This is a genomic window from Streptomyces uncialis, from assembly GCF_036250755.1.
Taxonomy (GTDB): Bacteria; Actinomycetota; Actinomycetes; order Streptomycetales; family Streptomycetaceae; genus Streptomyces; species Streptomyces uncialis.
This window is the reverse complement of sequence record NZ_CP109583.1, coordinates 7,924,897-7,943,496: the sequence shown is the minus strand read 5'-3', so window position 1 is coordinate 7,943,496 and position 18,600 is coordinate 7,924,897. Positions and strand designations below refer to the sequence as shown.

At 73.5% G+C, this 18,600-nt stretch carries 17 protein-coding genes; 8 read left to right on the top strand and 9 right to left on the bottom strand.

From position 1 onward, the window contains the following. Positions 1–25: 25 nt before the first annotated feature. The 6 genes from OG711_RS33250 (at position 26) to lnt (ending at position 7,519) form a co-directional block, all read left to right on the top strand. On the top strand, positions 26–2,791 hold the full coding sequence (locus OG711_RS33250) for an alpha/beta hydrolase (protein ID WP_329562255.1): 2,766 nt from the start codon (positions 26–28) through the stop codon (positions 2,789–2,791). A gap of 132 nt (positions 2,792–2,923) precedes the next feature. Next, positions 2,924–3,592 carry a HEAT repeat domain-containing protein gene (locus tag OG711_RS33245; RefSeq protein WP_073794857.1) on the top strand — a complete coding sequence of 223 codons (669 nt, stop codon included), beginning with the start codon at positions 2,924–2,926 and terminating at the stop codon, positions 3,590–3,592. Between the two features lie 6 nt (positions 3,593–3,598). Continuing rightward, positions 3,599–4,597 (top strand): HEAT repeat domain-containing protein, encoded by a 999-nt coding sequence (locus tag OG711_RS33240; protein WP_329562249.1) that lies wholly within the window; start codon positions 3,599–3,601, stop codon positions 4,595–4,597. A gap of 406 nt (positions 4,598–5,003) precedes the next feature. Continuing rightward, the gene (locus tag OG711_RS33235; protein ID WP_178391197.1) at positions 5,004–5,180 is read left to right on the top strand and encodes a hypothetical protein; all 177 of its coding nucleotides are present in this window, start codon (positions 5,004–5,006) and stop codon (positions 5,178–5,180) included. Between the two features lie 53 nt (positions 5,181–5,233). Continuing rightward, positions 5,234–5,719, top strand: a complete 486-nt coding sequence (locus tag OG711_RS33230) for a nuclear transport factor 2 family protein (RefSeq protein ID WP_329562245.1) — start codon at positions 5,234–5,236, stop codon at positions 5,717–5,719. A 183-nt stretch (positions 5,720–5,902) separates the two neighbouring features. Beyond that, positions 5,903–7,519: an apolipoprotein N-acyltransferase gene (gene lnt, locus OG711_RS33225; RefSeq protein ID WP_329562243.1), complete on the top strand. Its 1,617-nt coding sequence runs from the start codon at positions 5,903–5,905 to the stop codon at positions 7,517–7,519. Here the strand turns inward: lnt and OG711_RS33220 are convergent. Both OG711_RS33220 and OG711_RS33215 read right to left on the bottom strand, forming a co-directional pair. Next, positions 7,440–8,348: a Gfo/Idh/MocA family protein gene (locus tag OG711_RS33220; RefSeq protein ID WP_073794868.1), complete on the bottom strand. Its 909-nt coding sequence runs from the start codon at positions 8,346–8,348 to the stop codon at positions 7,440–7,442. The two genes, lnt and OG711_RS33220, sit on opposite strands and share 80 nt — an antisense overlap. Continuing rightward, the gene (locus OG711_RS33215; RefSeq protein ID WP_329562241.1) at positions 8,345–9,559 is read right to left on the bottom strand and encodes an FAD-dependent monooxygenase; all 1,215 of its coding nucleotides are present in this window, start codon (positions 9,557–9,559) and stop codon (positions 8,345–8,347) included. The genes OG711_RS33220 and OG711_RS33215 overlap by 4 nt, the downstream gene beginning before the upstream one ends. A 398-nt stretch (positions 9,560–9,957) precedes the next feature. Between OG711_RS33215 and OG711_RS33210 the strand changes: the two genes are divergently transcribed. Together OG711_RS33210 and OG711_RS33205 are read left to right on the top strand one after the other, a co-directional pair. After that, positions 9,958–10,530, top strand: coding sequence for a TetR/AcrR family transcriptional regulator (locus OG711_RS33210; protein ID WP_329564204.1), 573 nt, complete (start codon positions 9,958–9,960; stop codon positions 10,528–10,530). A 232-nt stretch (positions 10,531–10,762) separates the two neighbouring features. After that, positions 10,763–11,224 carry a DinB family protein gene (locus OG711_RS33205; protein ID WP_073795112.1) on the top strand — a complete coding sequence of 154 codons (462 nt, stop codon included), beginning with the start codon at positions 10,763–10,765 and terminating at the stop codon, positions 11,222–11,224. 724 nt (positions 11,225–11,948) lie between these two features. On the opposite strand, the gene OG711_RS33200 is transcribed toward OG711_RS33205, so the two are convergent. The 7 genes from OG711_RS33200 to OG711_RS33170 form a co-directional block, all read right to left on the bottom strand. Further along, the gene (locus OG711_RS33200) at positions 11,949–12,503 is read right to left on the bottom strand and encodes a tetratricopeptide repeat protein (RefSeq protein ID WP_073795128.1); all 555 of its coding nucleotides are present in this window, start codon (positions 12,501–12,503) and stop codon (positions 11,949–11,951) included. A gap of 285 nt (positions 12,504–12,788) precedes the next feature. Continuing rightward, positions 12,789–13,472, bottom strand: coding sequence for a uracil-DNA glycosylase (ung, locus tag OG711_RS33195; RefSeq protein ID WP_073794874.1), 684 nt, complete (start codon positions 13,470–13,472; stop codon positions 12,789–12,791). Between the two features lie 153 nt (positions 13,473–13,625). Next, on the bottom strand, positions 13,626–15,173 hold the full coding sequence (locus tag OG711_RS33190; RefSeq protein WP_178391205.1) for an ABC transporter substrate-binding protein: 1,548 nt from the start codon (positions 15,171–15,173) through the stop codon (positions 13,626–13,628). Between the two features lie 234 nt (positions 15,174–15,407). Further along, the gene (locus tag OG711_RS33185; protein WP_266512867.1) at positions 15,408–16,163 is read right to left on the bottom strand and encodes an SDR family oxidoreductase; all 756 of its coding nucleotides are present in this window, start codon (positions 16,161–16,163) and stop codon (positions 15,408–15,410) included. Positions 16,164–16,180: 17 nt separating this feature from the next. After that, entirely contained in the window at positions 16,181–16,942 is a 762-nt protein-coding gene (gene fabG, locus OG711_RS33180; RefSeq protein ID WP_073794883.1) for a 3-oxoacyl-ACP reductase FabG, read from the bottom strand. A 354-nt stretch (positions 16,943–17,296) separates the two neighbouring features. Next, positions 17,297–17,680: a DUF3037 domain-containing protein gene (locus OG711_RS33175; RefSeq protein ID WP_073794886.1), complete on the bottom strand. Its 384-nt coding sequence runs from the start codon at positions 17,678–17,680 to the stop codon at positions 17,297–17,299. Further along, a complete protein-coding gene (locus tag OG711_RS33170) occupies positions 17,677–18,504 on the bottom strand; it encodes a HipA family kinase (RefSeq protein ID WP_329562237.1) in 828 nt (275 codons plus the stop codon). Before OG711_RS33170 ends, OG711_RS33175 begins: the two co-directional genes overlap by 4 nt. Positions 18,505–18,600: the final 96 nt, after the last annotated feature.

Below are 18,600 nucleotides of genomic sequence, written 5' to 3'. Positions count from 1 at the left end.
ACGACGAGAACGAGGAGACACCACCGTGAGACAGGTCTCACGCGCGCTGACAGCCGCCTTGGCGGTCCTGGCGCTCGCGGCGGGTACGCCGCCGGGGCAGGCGCACGCGCAGCCGCCCGCCGAGTCCATACCCGGCGCTCCTCCGGGAGCCTCCGCCGAGCGGCTGCCGGAAGGGTGGCGATTCCAGGGCGGGGAACTGGTCTGGAGCTCGCCGGAACCGGTGGGCACGGGCGGTGCCCGGGTCGAGTTCCGGTCGGGTGGGCGGACCCTCGGTGTCCCGATGCCCTCCCCCGACCACCGCACCTTCCGGCTCCGCCTCGACGGGGTGCGGACCGGACCGGTGAGCGAACTCCAGGCGGTCGCCGGTTCACGGCGGCTGGACGCCGCGGGCGCCGACCGGCCGTCCGCGCAACGGCGTTCGCCCGCCCCGGCGAAGCCCCCGGCGCCGTTCCCCGCGAACGCGGTCGACCCCGGTACCGCGGGGAAGTACCGCACCACCAGCGGTGAGTACGAGCTGAAGGCCGTGCGGCTGCCGGGCTACGCCGAGCCGGTGGAGATGCGTGCCACGGTCGTCGGTCCGACGGACGCGCCGGGCAAGCGACCGCTCGCACTCTTCCTCCACGGCCGCACCGCCACCTGCTACAAGCCGGGCGAGAGCAGCGCCGCCTTCGGCTGGCCGTGCAAGCCGGGTCACCAGGAGGTCCCGAGCTACCGCGGCCATCTGCACGACCAGCGGCGGCTGGCGTCCCAGGGGTATGTGACGGTCTCCGTCTCCGCGAACGGCGTCAACGCGCAGGACTACCGCGCGGCCGACCTCGGGGCGCAGGCCCGCTCCTCCCTGGTGCGTCAGCATCTCGCCCGCTGGGCGGAGTGGGGCGCGAACCCCGCCGAGGCCCCCGCGGCCGTACGCGCGACGAAGCCCGCCGACCTCTCCAAGGTCCTGCTCGTCGGCCACTCCCGGGGCGGCGAGGGCGTCAACCGGGCGGCCCTCGACAGCGTCTCCCCGCCGCCGCCCGCCGAGGACGGCTACCAGGGGCCGGTGAACTGGCGCATCCGCGGCACCGTACTGATCGGCCCCACCAACTTCGGCCAGAACCCCACGCCGGACGTGCCCTCCATGACCGTCCTGCCGGGCTGCGACGGTGATGTGAGCGATCTCCAGGGACAGCTCTACGTCGACGGCACCCGGGGTATCGGCCGGGGTACGGCACTGCACAGCGCGGTGTACATGGTCGGCGCCAACCACAACTACTTCAACACGGAGTGGGCGCCCGGCCGGTCCGAGGTCCCGGCCTTCGACGATGTCTGGGACGACACCGATCCGGTCTGCTCGACGGGGGCCCCGACCCGGCTGAGCGCCGAACGGCAGCAGGCCGCGGGCACCACGTACATCGCCGCCGCGGCGCGGCTCTTCCTCGCGGGCGACGACCGGGTCCGCCCGCTGCTCGACGGCTCCGGCCGGAGCGCGCCCTCGGCCGGACCCGTCCAGGTGCTGACCCACGCGGTCGGCGGGAACCGCACCCCGGCGATCACGCCCGACGCCCCGCTCCCGGTGACGAACGGGCGGGTGTGCCGGCAGATCACGACGGACACCGCCCAAGCCTGTTTGACGGGTTCCGGGTCCGGCGGGTCGCCGCATTTCGCGTCCTGGTCGGTCTTCGGTGACGAACCGGGCCGAGGCGCGGTCACGGCCCGCTGGACCCGGCCGGGCACCCCGGTCCGGCTGACACCGGAGCGCGCCTTCTCACTGGCGGGCTCCGAGTCTCTCGCCCTGCGGGTGATCGTGCCGCCGAACACCCGGGGCACCCGGCTCGACGTCGCCCTCACCGACACCTCCGGCCGGCGGGTGAGGCTCGGTCAGGTCACCGTCAACGGCGTTCCCGGCGCCGGTCTGACACCCGGACACTGGGCGCGAGAGGTCCGGGTGCCGCTGAAGGCGGCCGTAGGCGCCGGGATCGACCTCAAGCGGACACGGTCGCTGGAGCTCACCCCGCGCGGCGGCTCCGGCGAGTTCTGGCTGATGGACGCCTGGGGCTGGCGTCCCGGCACCCCGGCGGTGGCCCCCGTCCCCCTTCCGCGTGTCGACATCGGCCGGCTGACGGTCAAGGAGGGCGACTCCGGCAGCCTCACCTACCGTGTGCCCGTCCGGGTCACCGGGAAGGGCACCGGCGTGATCAAGCTCGCCGTTCTCGATCCGAGGACCGGCGGGTCCACGATCCGCACCGTGACGGTGAAGGCCGCCGACTCCCCGGAGACATCGATCACGGTGGCGGGCAACCCCCGCTACGCCCTCGACGTCAACCATGAGATCGCGGCCAAGGCCGTACACGGCGCGGTGGTCGGCAGCGCCTCCGGGGGACTGCTCGTCGAGAACGACGATCCGATGCCCACGGTCACTGTGACCCCGGTCGCCGGCTCGGTCACCGAGGGACAGAAGCTCACCTGGAGGGTGGAGCTGTCCCAGCCCGCCGACACGGTCATCGACAGCCGGTTCGACCTCCTGCCGGTGGACGAGGGTACGGAACTGTCCACGACGGACGTCGACACGGAATGGCTCTCCGGCCTCGGCCTGACCGCCGACCCGGAACGGCCCCTGTCCACGGACAGCCCCTCCCTCTGGCTCGGCCTCCCGGCGGGCGTGACGAGCACCGAGGTGTCCGTACCCACGATCGCCGACACACCGGCCGAACCGGAGGAGTCGCTGCGGATGCGGATGTCCTGTCTGAAGGGGTACGAGTGGCTGGAGGGCCCGCACCTCACGGGCAAGGTCACGGACGCGCCCCTGCGCTGACGCCCTGGGCCCGCGTTCCCCGTTCCCCGTCCCCCGCTCGGCGTGCCCACGCTCGGCGTGCCCGATGGCGTCGCCGTGCCGTTGACCTTGACACGGTGACAAGGTCTTCACTGTGTCGAGGAGGTGGTTCCGATGACCGTGCCGCAACAGGACGCGGAGACGATCCGAGTTCTTCGGGGACTGGAGGACAGCCGCCCGTCGGTGCGGCTGAGGGTGACGCTGGCGGTCGGTACGAGCCCTGACCCGCGGTTCGTCGGCACGCTCGTCGCACGGTGCGCGGTCGAACCCGATTTCCAGGTACGCGAGGCACTGACGTGGGCACTCACCCGCCATCCCGCGTCCACGACGGTCCCGGCGCTGCTCGAAGAGGTCCGTTCGGAGCGCGCGCAGGCACGGAGCCAGGCGCTGCACACGCTGTCCAAGATCGGGGACCGGTCGGCGTGGCCGGCGATCACACCGGCGCTGCTGTCCGACGCCGACGACGAGGTGGCCCGGAGCGCCTGGCGGGCGGCGGTCGCGCTCGTACCCGAGGGCGAGGAAGCGGGGCTCGCGACGGCGCTGACGGCGCGGCTCGGGCGCGGCGGACGTGACATGCGGCTGAGCCTCAGCCGGGCGCTGACCGCGCTCGGTGAGGTGATCGTGCCGCTCCTGCGCGCCGCGGCGACGGCTCCCGACCCCGGGGTGCGCGCGCACGCGGTCGCCACGGAACGGCTGTTGCGCGATCCGGACGCCGGGTTCGAGTCCGCGGTCGAAGAGGCGAAGCGCGTCGTGGCCCTGGGCGCGGCCGGTCAGGAAGGCTGAGAGCCGGTGCTGATCGGTGAGGTGGCCCGGCGGTCAGGGGTCAGCGCCCGCATGCTCAGGCACTACGACTCGCTCGGGCTGGTGCGGCCGACGGGTCGTAGCGGCGCCGGGTACCGCGAGTACTCCGGCGAGGACATCCGGCGGATCTTCCACGTCGAGAGCCTGCGGTCCCTGGGGCTGTCGCTGCGCGAGGTCGGGCAGGCGCTCGACGATCCCGGCTTCGCGCCCTCCGCGCTCGTGGACGATCTCGTCCACCGGACCCGGGACCGTATCGCCCGTGAGACGGAACTGCTGACCCGGCTGCGCCGGATCGGGGCCGCGGAGCCCGGTGGCTGGCAGGACGTCCTCCAGGTCGTCGCGCTTCTCCAGGCGCTGGGTTCGGAGAGCCCCGGCACCCGTCAGAGGGCGGCCCTGTCCTCCTCCGACGAGGTCCCGGTGCCGGTGGAGGCACTGGTCGAGGCGGTGCTGACCGAGTCGGACCCGAACGTCGCCGGAGCCCTCCGATGGGCTCTGGCACGATCGGACGGCGGCGGGGCGCTGCTGGCGGAGGGCCTCGGCTCACCGGTGGCCGAGGTGCGGCTGCGTGCCGTCCGGTCCCTCACCGAGATCCCGGACGACGAGGCGACCGCGCTGCTGCGGGACGCCCTCGCCCATCCCGACATGGCGGTCCGCGGATACGCGGCTCTGGCACTCGGGGCCCGGGGGGCGACCGACGCGGTCCCGACGCTCATCGCCATGGTCGCCGAGGGGACCAACGACGTCGAGGCGGCCGACGCGCTGGGCGCGCTGGCGAGCCGTCCCGGGTCGGCGGACCGGATCGCCGCCGGGCTCGTCGACCGCCTCGCGCACGAGGGCGCCGGACCGTCCACGCGTCGGCGGCTGGCGCAGGCGCTCGCGAACATCCCGGGAGCCACGGCGTCCCGTGCCCTGGTGGAACTGTCGCACGACGAGGACCGCGCGGTCTCGCTCACCGCCGCGTACGTCCTGCGGAAGCGCGACGCTTGAGGACGGATCTCTCCCGGGTACGGCGTGCGGGGTGCCTCGACCGCGCCGACGGGGCAACGGGGGACGGGCAACGGCCGCGCGCCGGACGGCGTCCGGCGGGGCGCGGCGGGCGCCGGACGGTGTCCGGCGGGGCGCGGCGGGCGCCGGACGGTGTCCGCGGGCGGCGGCAAGACCCTTCGCCTACCTCGTGCGGGCGCGCACAAAACCCCCTCGGACCTCACGAATTGGCCTCGAAAGAGAGAGTTCCCTCACAGCCTTCGTCGGGACCTGACGCCCCGCCAACCGGCGGTAACCCCTGCTGACCAGCAGGTTCACCCCCGAAAGCGCTCCGCAGCACCTCGCGTACAGTGATGATCTGTAGGCAAGGCGTAGCGGATCGTCAGAACGAGCGCCTAAGCTTCGTGTCATGTCCCGCATCCAAGAGCACTCCGGTTGCGTGCGTTCCGCCGAGTCGCTGAACGAACAGATCCGCGACCTTTGGCTTCGGACCGGTGGTCGTCTGACGGTCGAGGAGCGGCGCACCTACGAGGCCCTCGTCACCGAATGGGCCGCCGCTGTCCGGGGTGAGATCAGAAGCTGGTAGCCGAGGGGCTCTTGCCCCTTGGCGCGGAGGCCCGGTTCACCAACACTGATCCAATGACGCAGCGCGTAGAACTCGCTACCGTGATGGACCGCCTCGCCATCGACGCCCTCATCACCGAATACGCCCATGCCGTCGACGACGCCGACTGGGCGCTCTACCAGGAACTCTTCACCCCTGACGGCCGGATCGACCACCGCTCGGCCGGAGGCATCGAGGGCAGCGCCGCGCAGACCGCCACGTGGCTCGCCGACACCCTGGCACGGTTCGCCGTACGCCAGCACCTCATCGTCAACCGCAGACTGCGTTTCGGCGTCCTTGAGCACGACGACGGCGACACCGCGCGGGTGGAGGCCGACTACGTGAACCCGATGCGGCTGGCCGGGGGCGACGCGGCGGCCACCGCCCCGGACTTCGTGTGCGGCGGCCGCTACAGCTTCGCCCTGAGCCGCACCCGCGACGGCTGGCGGCTGCACGCGGTGGTCGTCCAGGAGAAGTGGCGGCGTGTCCGCGAGCCGGAGGACCCCACGGACGGACCGTGACCCCCACGGATCTGTCGTGACCCCGTAGAGCTGTCATGCACGCCCGCGCACGGGTCGTGAACCCCGGGCACGTGGTAGCGCACCCCCGCGCGCGCGGCGGTGCGCCTGCCGGGTGCGGGCCGAGCGCACACACTGGACGCACAGGACCGACGACGGCACCGGCGACCCCGGAAAGGCGCCCTCATGGACGGATTCTTCGGCCAGGAGCGGTGGCGCGCCCCGCGTGAGCGCGCGGGGCGCCTGCTCGACGGCCCGTGGTCGCGCTCCGCCCTGGCGGCACTCGCGGGCGCCCTGCCCGCGCTGGCCTTCCCGGCGCCGTCCCTGTGGTGGCTCGCCCCGGTGGCCCTCGTACCGTGGATGCTGCTGGCGCGCGGCGCGCCCACGGCCCGCCGCGCCGGGTGGGACGGCTGGTGCGGGGGGCTCGGTTTCATGCTGGCGGTGCATCACTGGCTGCTGCCGAGCCTTCATGTGTTCACCGTGATGATCGCGGGCCTGCTCGGTCTGCTGTGGGTGCCGTGGGGAGTGCTGGTACGGCGGCTGCTGGGCGGACGCCCCGGCGGGGCGCGTGCCCTGGCGGCGCTGCTCGTCCTGCCGTCGGCGTGGCTCGTGGTCGAACTGGTGCGGTCCTGGCAGGCGCTCGGCGGGCCGTGGGGGCTGCTGGGCTCCAGCCAGTGGCAGGTGCCGCCCGCGCTGCGGCTGGCCTCGCTGGGCGGGGTGTGGCTGGTGAGCCTGTGCGTGGTCGCCGTGAACACCGCCGTCGCCCTGCTGTGGTCCGCGCGGGACGCCCGTACCCCGGCCGTGGCCGGTCTGGTGGGGGTCGTCGCGCTCACCTCGGGCGCCTGGGTCTGGGCGCCGCGCGCGCAGAGCTCCGGCGAAGCGCGGGTGGCCGTGGTGCAGCCGGGGGTGATCAGCGGGGCGGACGCCCGGTTCGCCCGCGCGGAACAGCTCACCGGGACCCTGGCCGGACAGGGCGTCGACCTGGTCGTCTGGGGCGAGAGCAGTGTGGGCCACGATCTGACCGGCCGTCCGGACCTCGCGGACCGGATTGCCGCGCTGTCCCGCCGGGTGGGGGCGGACGTCCTGGTGAACGTCGACGCCCGCGGCAGCGCCGACACCGGCGGTACGGAGGCGGGCATCCGCAAGAGTTCCGTGCTGGTCGGCCCGGACGGCCCCACGGGTGAGCGCTACGACAAGATGCGGCTGGTGCCGTTCGGTGAGTACGTACCGGCGCGTTCCCTGCTGGGCTGGGCGACCTCCGTGGGCAAGGCGGCCGGGGAGGACCGGGTCCGGGGCACCCGGCAGGTGGTGATGGAGGTCCGCGGCGGGCTCCGGATCGGTCCGCTGGTCTGCTTCGAGTCGGCGTTCCCCGACATGGGCCGCCGACTCACCCGTAGCGGCGCCGGGCTGCTCGTGGCCCAGTCGGCGACCTCGTCGTTCCAGGGGAGCTGGGCGCCGCCGCAGCACGCGTCCCTGGCGGCGCTGCGCGCGGCGGAGAGCGGCCGTCCCGTGGTGCACGCGACGCTGACGGGTGTCTCGGCGGTGTACGGGCCGGACGGTGCGCGGGCCGGGCCATGGCTCGGTACGGACGCCGGCGCGGCCCGGGTGTACGACGTCCCGCTGGCGACGGGCACCACCCCGTACGCGCGGTTCGGTGACTGGCCCGTCGTCGCGGCGCTGCTGGTGCTCGGCGGCCACGGCGCGGGCGCCGCGGCCCACCGGGTCAGCCGGCGATCTGCTCCTCGACCGCCAGGACCACCCGCTCGCACAGTTCATGGGTCGCCAGCGCGTCCCGCGCGCTGATGGTCCGTCCGGCGCGGACGTCGTCGAGGAACGCCGTCACCACCTGCTCGATGCCGCGCTGGCGGGCCACCGGCACCCAGTCCCCGCGCCGTCGCACACTGGGCTGGCCCTGGTGGTCGACCACATCGGCGAGGTTGAGGACCTGACGCTTGGTGTCCTGGCCCGCGACCTCCAGGATCTCCTCGGTGGAGCCGCTGAGCCGGTTCATCACCCCGAGGGCGGTGAAGCCGTCGCCCGCGAGCTGGAGCACCACATGGTGGAGCAGCCCGCCCTCGGTCCTGGCCCGTACGCCGAAGTGGTCGATGGTGCCGGGGGCGAGGAAGCGCAGGGTGTCGACGACATGGATGAAGTCGTCCAGGACGAACGTCCTCGGGTCCTCCGGCTGGCCGACCCGGTTCTTCTGCATGACGATCAGGTCGCGCGGACGCTCCAGGCACTGCGCGTAGCCCGGCGCGTGACGGCGGTTGAAACCGACGGCGAGAGCGACCCCGTGCTCCTCCGCGAGACGCACCAGCCGCTCGGACTCGGCGTACGCGTAGGCGAGCGGCTTGTCGACATAGGTCGGGACACCGGCCTCGATCAGCCTGCTGACGATCGCCGGGTGGGCGGGGGTGGCGGCGTGGACGAAGGCCGCGTCGATGCCCTGGGCGAGCAGCCCGTCGAGGTCGGTGTGGCAGTGGGCCGCGGGGATGTGGTGGATCGCCGCGAGCCGCTGGAGGGTCTCGGGGTTGCGGGTCTGAAGGTGCAGTTCCACATCCGGCTGGACGGTGAGAACCGGCAGATACGCCTTCTGTGCGATGTCACCGAGTCCGATGCAGCCGACCTTCACATGTGTCTCCTGTGCTGGGGGTTGTCCTGTGCCCCGGCAGCATACGTGTGCCGTGGTGGACGCCAGTCGGCGATCCCGTCGAAGCCGCGCAGCACCGCGCCCGGCATCAGCCGCGCGGTCACGCTCATCAGGCCGGTGCGCAGGGCGACGGCGGCCCGGCCGTCGAGGGAGACCAGTGCGGCGACCCGGGCGGCCCTGCGGACGACGGCGGTGGTGCGGGGGAGCCGGTCGGCGGTGTAGGCGGCGAGCGCGGCGCCCGGATCGGCGTCCGGCGCGGCGTGGAAGGCGAGCACCACCCCGTCCTCGACCGCCTGGTTGCCGCCCTGGGCGAGGGTGGGCGCCATCGCGTGCGCCGCGTCGCCGAGCAGGACGGTCCGGCCCCGGTGGAACGCGGGCAGCGGGGTCGTCATGTGGTGGACGTCGTGGCGCAGGACGGGAAGACCGGCCGCCGCGTCGAGCAGCGCGGGGACAGGGTGGTGCCAGTCACCGAAGCGGCGCAGCAACTCCGCGTGCTCGTCCGGCGCGTGTGCCCCTTCGGGGGCCCGGGCCGCCGCGTAGGCGTAGACACGGCCGTCCTTCATCGGATGGGAGCCCCACAGGGTGCCGCGTCCCCAGGTCTCGTGCGGTGCGAAGGGCAGTTCGGGGGCGGGGGCGACGAACCGCCAGGCGGTGAGGCCCGCGTACCGGGGTCCCGGGTGGCGGGGGAAGAGGACGCGCCGGACGGCGGAGTGGATGCCGTCCGCCCCGACGACCAGGTCGGCCCGCAGTTCCCCGGCGGGGGTGCCGACCACGGCCGGCGCCCCGCCCGGGACACCGGGGTCGACGAGTTCGGCGGGCGTGGCGGTACGGATCGTTCCGGTGGGCAGCCGGGAGGCGATGCGGTCCACGAGGGTGGCGCGGTGGAGGAGGACGAGCGGACCGCCGAAGCGTTCGGCGGCGGCAGCGGCGTCCAGCCTGGCCACCCAGCGGCCGGAGGGGGTCCGCATCCCGCCCGCGCCCTGCCAGGCGGCGAGCGCGCGGATGTCGTCGCCGAGCCCGATGGTGTCCAGGGCCCGTTGGGCGTTGGGCGCCAGGCCGATCCCCGCGCCGACGGGGTCGACGGACGGGGCGCGTTCCAGCACGGTGACCCGCCAGCCGCGCCGGTGCAGGGCGACCGCGGCGGTCAGTCCGCCGATACCGCTTCCGATGACGACGGCGTGCCGACCGGTCATGACCCCTCCAGGGACTACAGGTGTAGTGAGCGCTTCGATGACCGTACTACAGCTGTAGTTGGGGCGGTAGATTGTCGGCCATGCCCGACCCCAGCACCCCCACCGGCACCCCGCCGGCTCCGCCGCCCCCGGCGAATCCCGCCGTCGCCCCGTCCGCCACCTCCACCGGCACCCCGTCCGCTCCCCCGCCCACCACGAGGCCCGCCGACACCGGACCCGCCCCCGGCAAGCCCGTCCGCGCGGAACCTGTCACCACGAATCCCGCCGACGCCGAACCCGTACCCGGCAAGCCCGTATCTGCGGAACCCGTCGCCGCGCGTCCCGCCGACACCGGACCCGTAGCCACGAGGCCCGGCACCGCGCCCGGCCCGCCGACGGGTTCCGGCCGTGCCGTCCTCATCGCCGACACCGCGCTCGCGCTGCTCGCGGAGCGGGGTATGCGCGGGCTCACCCATCGCGCGGTGGACGAGGCGGCGGGGCTGCCGCCCGGCTCCACGTCCAACCACGCGCGGACCCGGCTGGCGCTGCTGGAAGCGGCGAACGAACGGCTCGCGACCCGTGAGGCCCGGGCGCTGGCCGTCACCGAACTGCCGGACCCGGCCGGCGGCCCGGACGCGGTCGCCGACGCGCTGGCCCCCGTACTGCACCGCTATCTGACCGGCCACCGGGAACTGCTGGTCTGCCGCTACGAGCTGGCGCTGGAGGCCACCCGGCGCCCCGAACTGCGCCACCGCTACGACGAGGCGGGACGCCGGTTCCGCGAACCGCTGCTCGCCCTGGTCACCGTCCTGGGCTCACCGGACCCCCCGCGCCACACCCTTTCCCTGATCGCCTGGAGCGACGGGATGATGTTCGCGTGCGTGGCCGGTTCCCATCACGCGGAGGTCCCCACCCTGGACCAGCTGCGCGACGGACTCCGGGAGTTGCTGACCGGCATGGTCGGAGCGGGGCCACCGGACGACCGACGGTGATCCGCCGGACGGCGACCGGGCCTGGGGCGCGGCACCCGGAATTCGCTGGAGAACGGGGAGGTCGCTGGGGATGATGACCCTCATGCCCACCTCTTCACATCCCACGCCCGAACCCGCCCCGGCCACCGGGGAGGACCGCTCGGCGCCCGCGAACGCCCCCGCCACACCCGGCGCCACCGCCTTCACCGAACCGGCCCGCACCTCCCCCGGCACCACCGCGGGCGAACGCGAGATGCTGGAGTCCTGGCTGGAGTTCCACCGGCTGACGCTGGTCGGCAAATGCGCGGGGCTGGACGACGTCCAGTTGCGCACGGCGTCCGCCCCGCCGTCCGGGATGACCCTCCTGGGTCTGGTCCGCCATATGTCCGAGGTCGAACGCCACTGGTTCGCACGCACCCTCGACGGCGCCGACGCTCCCCCGCTGTACTACGACGACGCCGACCCCGACGGTGACTTCCACCCCGGTGACACGGACACCTGGGAAGAGGCGTACGCCACCTGGCGGGCGGAGACCGGTCAGGCGCGTGAGCGCGCGGCCCTCCACGGCCTGGACGACCTCTCGGCCCTCAAGAGCCGCGCCGGGGAACCGTTCAGCCTCCGCTGGATCTACGTCCATATGATCGAGGAGTACGCCCGCCACAACGGTCACGCGGACCTGGTGCGGGAACGGATCGACGGCGCCACCGGCGACTGACCCACCGCGGGACCGCTCCGACGCACGGCACATCGACGCGGCACATCGGCGCGCCGTGGCCGCCGGACGCACGCGGGGCGCGCACGACACATACGTCACCCGTGCGGGCCATCGGACCCGCCCCGGGCGCCACGGGCCGGGCAGGCCCGCCATCGTGGCGCGGGTGCATCGAACGAAGACGACGGCGGCGCTGCTGGCGACGGTGGCCGTCACGACCCTGTCCGGCTGCGTCAGCGTGGGCGACGGCCCGCAGCCGGCCGCCACGCCGCGTGTCTCGTCCGCCGCGCCCCGCGCACCGCACGCGGACAGCGCCCGGCCGCCGCGACTGGTCCAGCCCCCGGCGCGGGAGGCACTGCGACTCGTCGGCCCGGCTCCCCGCCCCACGGCACCCCCGTACCGTCCTCCGGCCCCCGCACCGCCGACGACGAGATCCGCCCCGGCACCGTCCCTCGACCCGCCCCCGGTTCACTCTCCCTCGGCGCGGCGGAGGACCGCGACGCCGCCCAGGCCCGTACCGCCCCCACCCTCCTCACCACCGCGCCCGGTGGCGACCCCTACCACCACGGATGTGTGCGCCCTCGGGCGCGCGTACGGGGGCTGGGAGCCCGGTGACCGGATGGCCCGGCTCTGCGCGCGGGCGTACCCGGGTGGTTGACGTGTGGTCGACCGGGTGGTCGGGACGGCCGGTCGGACAGACGGGAACCCCGATACGGGGGCGCCGCGGCTACTGCTCCCGGCGGGGCGGCCCCAGCGGTCCGTCGCTCCTCGGGCGGAGCGGGCCCGGTCCGGGGTCGTCGGGCGGGTCGCCGTCCAGCCGGTGTCCCAGCCGGGCGATGGCGGCCCGGAGGGCGTCGCCGTATCCGTCGTCGGCGAGCTGGTCCAGGGCCCCGCGTGACAGCCGCAGATGGCTGCGGGCGGCATCGGTGCGGCCGAGTTTCACATAGTCGGCGGCCAGATTGAGATGGAGCGAGGGGTAGAAGGCGCGGGCGGCGGGCGCCAGATGGTACGGCGGCACCCGGCCGTCGGCCAGTTCCTCGGCGGCGGACAGGGCCCGCAGGTCCCAGGCCAGCTCGGCCTCCGGGTCGTCCTGGGTGTCGGCCATGTAGTGGGCGAGGGTGCACCGGTGCAACGGGTCCCCGCTGTCCGCGATCTCCGCCCACAGGGCCAGGAAACGGTCGCGGGCCTCCTCACGGTCGCCGCCGTGGTGCAGCATGACGGCCTGCCCGATACGGGTCATCGTGGTGTCGTCCCCCGCTGTCCCCTCCTGCCGCTCCGCCACCGCGTCCTCCCGCCGGTCCGCCGATCGCGCCGGTACGGCGATCGTTCCCGAGAGGACGACGCTAACGGTCACCGGGGACATTCCGGGGCAGGCGCGGGCCCCGTACCCGCCGATGCACCCCGCGAGGGGCCGGACAGTGCCACCCGGACAGTGCCGCACCGGCCGGGTACGGCACCACCGGCGCAGCGGCCGGACCCGCCCCCGCGCGAGCACCGGGCGCCGCCCCTGCGCGCTGGGGCGCGGGGTCACCGAAGTCGCCGCCGGTGCCGTCCCCCCGCGACCGGGTCAGCCCAGGTTCGGGATGCGCCAGTCGATCGCGGTGTGGCCCTGCTTGGCCACGGCCTCGTCGATCTGGGTGAACGGCCGGGAGCCGAAGAACTTCTTCGCGGAGAGCGGCGACGGGTGCGCCCCCTTCACCACGACGTGCCGGTCCTGGTCGATCAGCGGCAGCTTCTTCTGCGCGTAGTTCCCCCACAGGACGAAGACGGCCGGGTCGGGCCGGTCCGCGACGGCGTGGATGACGGCGTCGGTGAACCGCTCCCAGCCCTTGCCCTTGTGGGAGTTGGCCTCGCCGGAGCGGACCGTCAGCACCGCGTTGAGCAGCAGGACCCCCTGCTGGGCCCACGGCATCAGATAGCCGTTGTCCGGAACGGGATGCCCTAGCTCGGCGTGCATCTCCTTGTAGATGTTCCGGAGCGACGGCGGGGTTTTCACACCGGGCCGGACCGAGAAGCACAGCCCGTGCCCCTGGCCCTCGCCGTGGTACGGGTCCTGGCCCAGGACCAGCACCTTGACCTGGTCGTACGGGGTGGCCTCCAGGGCGGCGAACACCTCGTCGCGAGGCGGGTAGACCGGGCCCTTCCCCCGCTCCTCCTCGACGAACCCGGTGAGTTCCTCGAAGTAGGGCTTCGCCAGTTCCTCGCCGAGGACGCCACGCCAGGACTCGGGCAGCAGGGCGGTATCGGTCACGTCAACATCCTCCGGAAAAAGGTCGTTCGGCGGCCCTGGACCCCCACGGCCGCCCCCACACCCAAGAACCTACCGGCGCCCACTGACAACGCCCGCCGCTTCGGCCCGGGCAGCACCGGACCGGGCCGCCTGTCAAGGCTGCGACCTGCGGATCTACCAACTTGTCTTGCGTTCCAGCTCCCACATCATCATGATCGTGGACGGGTCGAGCGCGCGCTCGCCGCCGGAGATCTCCTCGCTCGTGGCGACGTACTGGCGCCCCTGCCACAGCGGCAGCAGCCGCGCGTCGTCGACGAGGATCTTCTGTGCGCGCTCGAAGTCCCCGACCACCGCGCCGCGGTCGGTCTCCCGGCGGGACTGCGGCAGCAGTACGGAGGTGATCTCCCGCACGATGTAGGGCGTTCCGAGCGCGTTCCGCTCGCCGACGAACGGCGCGATGAAGTTCTCCGGGTCGGGGAAGTCGGGGAACCAGCCGCGGCCGAAGACGGGGTACTCGCCGCTGCGGTACCCGGCCTCGTAGGTCTTCCAGGGGCGGCTCCTGAGGGTCACGTCGAAGAGCCTCGACCGCTCCAGCTGCCGTTCGATCTCCGCGAACGCGGGGGCGGTCAGGGAGCCGTAACGGTCGCTCGTGAACCACAGTTCCAGGGGGACCGGTTCGGTGATCCCGTCCTGGAGGAGCAGGTCGCGGGCCTTGTCGACGCTCGGCTTGCCGTAGTCGTCGAAGAAGCCCGTCGTATGTCCGGGCAGCCCCGTCGGGATCATGGAGTACAGCGGGTCCACGGTGTCCTTGTAGACCTTGTGGGCGATGGCGCTGCGGTCGATGAGCTGGGCGATCGCCTTGCGGACGGCGGGCCTCCCGGCCCAGGGGTCCTTGGGGTTGAACACGAGGTAGCTGATCTCGGTGCCCGCGCCCTCGACCAGCTGGAGGCCGCCCCCGGCGTCGTCGCTCTGGAGGTCGATGATGTCGGGGGCGGACAGCCCCCGGAAGGTGGCGTCGATCTGCTTGTCGCGCAGGGCTTTGACCATGGAGGCCGAGTCCGGGTAGTAGCGGATCGTCACCGCGTCGTTCTTGCGCTCCGCGTAGCCCTTGTAGCGGCTGTTGCGGACGAGCTGCGCCTGCTTGCCCTCCTGGTACGACTTGAGGACGTACGGGCCGGAGCCGGTGACGCCGCCGCCCTCGCGCAGCGAGTCGGCGGGGTACTCACGCGGGTCGACGAGCGACATGGCGGGCGTCGCGAGGACGAAGGGGAACGTGGCGTCGGGCTGGTTCAGCTGGAAGACCACCGTGTCGTCGCCCCGGGTCTCGACGCGTTCCAGGCTGCCGAGCAGTCCCTTGGGGCCGCCGTCCACACCGATGCGCATGATCCGGTCGAAGGTGTGCTTGACCGCCGTCGCGTCCAGCGGGTCACCGTCGGAGAAGGTGAGGTCGTCGCGCAGGGTGCAGGAGTAGGAGCGGTTGGAGTCGTCCGCGAACGCGCAGCGGGCGGCGTCCGGTTCGGGCTCGGAAGCGCCCCTCGGGTAGCTGAGCAGCGTCTGGTGGACGTTGCGGAACAGCTCCCAGGAGCCGTCCCACGAGGCCGCGGGATCGAGGGTGCTGGGGGCGCTCGTGGTGCCGACGGTGACCTTCTGCTCGCCGCCTGAACCGCCGGGCGGCACCAGCCCGCATCCGGCGAGCACGGATATCGACGCCACCGCCGCCATGTACCGCGCACATCGGAACCGGACGAACACGCGCACGCTCCTCGATCGGCCGAACCTCGGGGTTGGCGCACCCTACCGCAGCACTCCGCCGCCGGAACCGCCCATGACGACGGGGTGCGGGATATCCGGCAAGGTCGCGTACGAGCGCAAATGCCCGGGTGATGACGGTCCGTCAGGTCACCCCCGGCCGTCACTCGCACCCGGGATCGCACGTCCCCGGGTCCGCCGGATCCGTCAGGTCACCCCCGCGTTCAGGAAGAGCCCTCCGTCGACCGTCAGCGTCTGTCCGGTGATCCAGTCGGCCTGGTCCGAGGTGAGGAACGCGGCGGCGCCCCCGATGTCCTCCGGGACCCCCAGCCTGCCGAGCGGATACGCCGCGGTGACCTCCTCCTCGCGCCCCTCGTACAGGGCGCTGGCGAAGCCGGTGCGCACCACCGCGGGCGCGATCGCGTTCACCCGGACCCCGGGCGCGAACTCATGGGCGAGCTGGAGCGTCAGATTGACCATCGCGGCCTTGCTCATGCCGTACGCGCCGATGAAGGGCGAGGCCGAGACCCCGGCGACCGAGGCGATGTTGACGATCGCGCCGCCGTTGTCCTTCTGCCACGCCTTCCAGGTGCGCTGCGCGAACCCGAGCGCGGAGATGACGTTGGTCTCGTAGACCTTGCGGGCCGCCCCGAGATCCAGATCGGCCATCGGCCCGAACACCGGATTGGTGCCCGCGTTGTTGATGAGGAAGTCGATCCGGCCGAACGCCTCCATGGCGCGCTCGACGGCGACCGCCTGATGCTCCTCGTCGTGCGCCCTGCCGGGGACCGCGACGGCCCGGTCGGCGCCGAGCTTCGCGACGGCCTCCCGCAGGTCCTCCTCACCGCGTCCCGTGACGCACACCTTGTCGCCCCGGGCGACGAGCGCCGCGGCGATGCCGTACCCGATGCCCCGGCTCGCGCCGGTGATCAGCGCGACCCGTCCGCTGTCCCGCACAGTCATCCGTACCGTCCTCCGGTTCAGTTGAGCGGGCCGCCGGCCACGTACAGGACCTGGCCCGAGACGAAGCCCGCGTCGTCGCCGGTGAAGAAGGCGATGGCGCCCGCGATGTCGTCGGGGTGGCCGACGCGCTGGACGGGGATCTGGGTCGCGGCGGCGGCCTGGAAGTCCTCGAAGCCCATACCGACCCGGGCGGCGGTGGCCTTGGTCATCTCGGTGACGATGAACCCGGGGGCGACGGCGTTCGCGGTGACACCGAACTTGCCCAGTTCGATCGCGAGGGTCTTGGTGAAGCCCTGGAGGCCGGACTTGGCCGCCGCGTAGTTGGCCTGGCCCCGGTTGCCGAGGGCGGACGAGGAGGAGAGGTTGACGATCCGGCCGAAGCCGGCGTCCACCATGTGCTTCTGGCACGCCTTGGCCATCAGGAACGCGCCGCGCAGATGCACGTTCATGACGGTGTCCCAGTCGGTGGCGCTCATCTTGAAGAGCAGATTGTCCCGGAGCACGCCCGCGTTGTTCACCAGCACGGTCGGCGGGCCGAGTTCCGCGGCGATCCGGGCGACGGCCGCCTCGACCCGCGCCTCGTCGGTGACATCGCAGCCCACCGCGATCGCCGTGCCGCCCGCGGCGGTGATCCGCCCGACGGTGTCCGCGCAGGCCGCCTCGTCGAGGTCGATGACGGCCACGGCCCGGCCCTCGGCGGCCAGCCGCACGGCGGTCGCCGCGCCGATACCCCGCGCGGCTCCCGTCACTACGGCCACACGCTGCTCAGTGGTGGACATGCTGCTCCTCGCCCTCGGAAAAGCTCTGTTCCGCTTCGTACGAACGCCGTGGCGCGCCCCTCACCGTACGCTCTTCGGGTGAGCGGCCGCTTAGTACCCACGGCAGACGTGACGCTAGAAGCCCTGGCACCCGGTGTCAACGGCATCCATCGTCCGGCTCGGTCCGGTGCGGTCCGCGACGGGTCCCGCGCGCGGGGACGCAGGCCGGGGGCGGGGGTCCCGCGCGTGGGGGCGGGTCCCGGCCGTCGCGTCCAAGGTGAGGCCGGGTCGGGCTCGGGCCCGGCGCGCGAGGCGCGTCCCGCCGGCCGTCGGACAGCGCGATCGGACCGCGGCGGTCCCCCGCGCGGGAGCGCGTCAGCGTACGAGCAGGTCCAGCAGCCGTTCCGTCTCGGCGCCGGGGTCGACGGTGAGTCCGGTGTGGACGGGACCCGGCTGGACCACGGTGGACCGGGGGGCGACCAGCCAGCGGAACCGCCGTCCGGCGTCGTCCCGCGCGGCCTGGCCCGCCGGGTCACCGCCCAGGCACACGTCCTCGACGGCGCGCAGCGCGGCCCGGACGCCCGCCAGGTCCACCGCCGGATCCAGGGCCAGCAGCCGCGCCTCGTCCAGCGCGGTGCGCGCGGCGACGAACGACCGGGCGCGGCAGTAGACGATCACACCCGCGTTGATCCGCTCGCCCCGTTCGATCCGGGGCACCACGCGCAGCAGCGCGTACTCGAAGACGTCCCGTGCGGTCATCGGACGGCCTCCCGGGCCGGGCCGGTGTCCGTCGGCCAGCCGGTGGGACGGGCGCGCAGTCGCTGGTCCGGTGGTCCGAGGGTGACGCGCTGGTGGATGTCCCGCGCGCGGGGCAGCAGCGCGGCCACATACGCGTCGCGTACGGCGTCGGGGCTGTCGAAGCCCGGTTCGCCGGTGAGCCAGGTGTCCGGTACCTCGGCGGCCACCTCGGTGAGCAGGCTCGCGGTCACCTGGGGCGCCAGTTCCCGGGCGGCGGCGGCCACATCGGGGGCGAAGGGCGCGAGCGCGTGGTCGGAGGCGTCGTAGGGCCGGGCCGCGGAGGCGGCGGCGGTGGGCCAGTTGTGGTGCCAGATGAGAGTGGCTCCGTGGTCGATGAGCCAGAGGTCGCCCTGCCAGACGAGCATATTGGGGTTGCGCCACGAACGGTCGACGTTGTTGACGAGCGCGTCGAACCAGACGACGCGTCCGGCCTCGCGGGCGTCGACCGTATAGGCCAGCGCGTCGAAGCCGAGGGCTCCCGACAGGAACTCCACCCCGAGGTTGAGCCCGCCGCTGGACCTCAGGAGTTCCTGCACCTCGGGGTCTGGCTCCCCCAGGCCGAGGACGGGGTCGAGCACGAGCCCGGCGAGTTCCGGCACCCGCAGCCCCAGACGCCGCGCCAGCCCCGCGCACAGCACCTCGGCGACCAGGGTCTTGCGGCCCTGTCCGGCGCCGGTGAACTTCATGGCGTACGTACCGAGATCGTCGGCCTCGACCACACCGGGCAGCGATCCCCCCTCACGAAGGGGCGTGACATAGCGCGTCGCCGCGACCTCTCTCAGCATTTCCCCAGGCTATACGGCGCGACTCCCTGTGAATCAGCAGACCGAGTCGGACCGTGCGACCAGGCGCGTCCCACCCCCACCAGCCCCGGGGAGGAT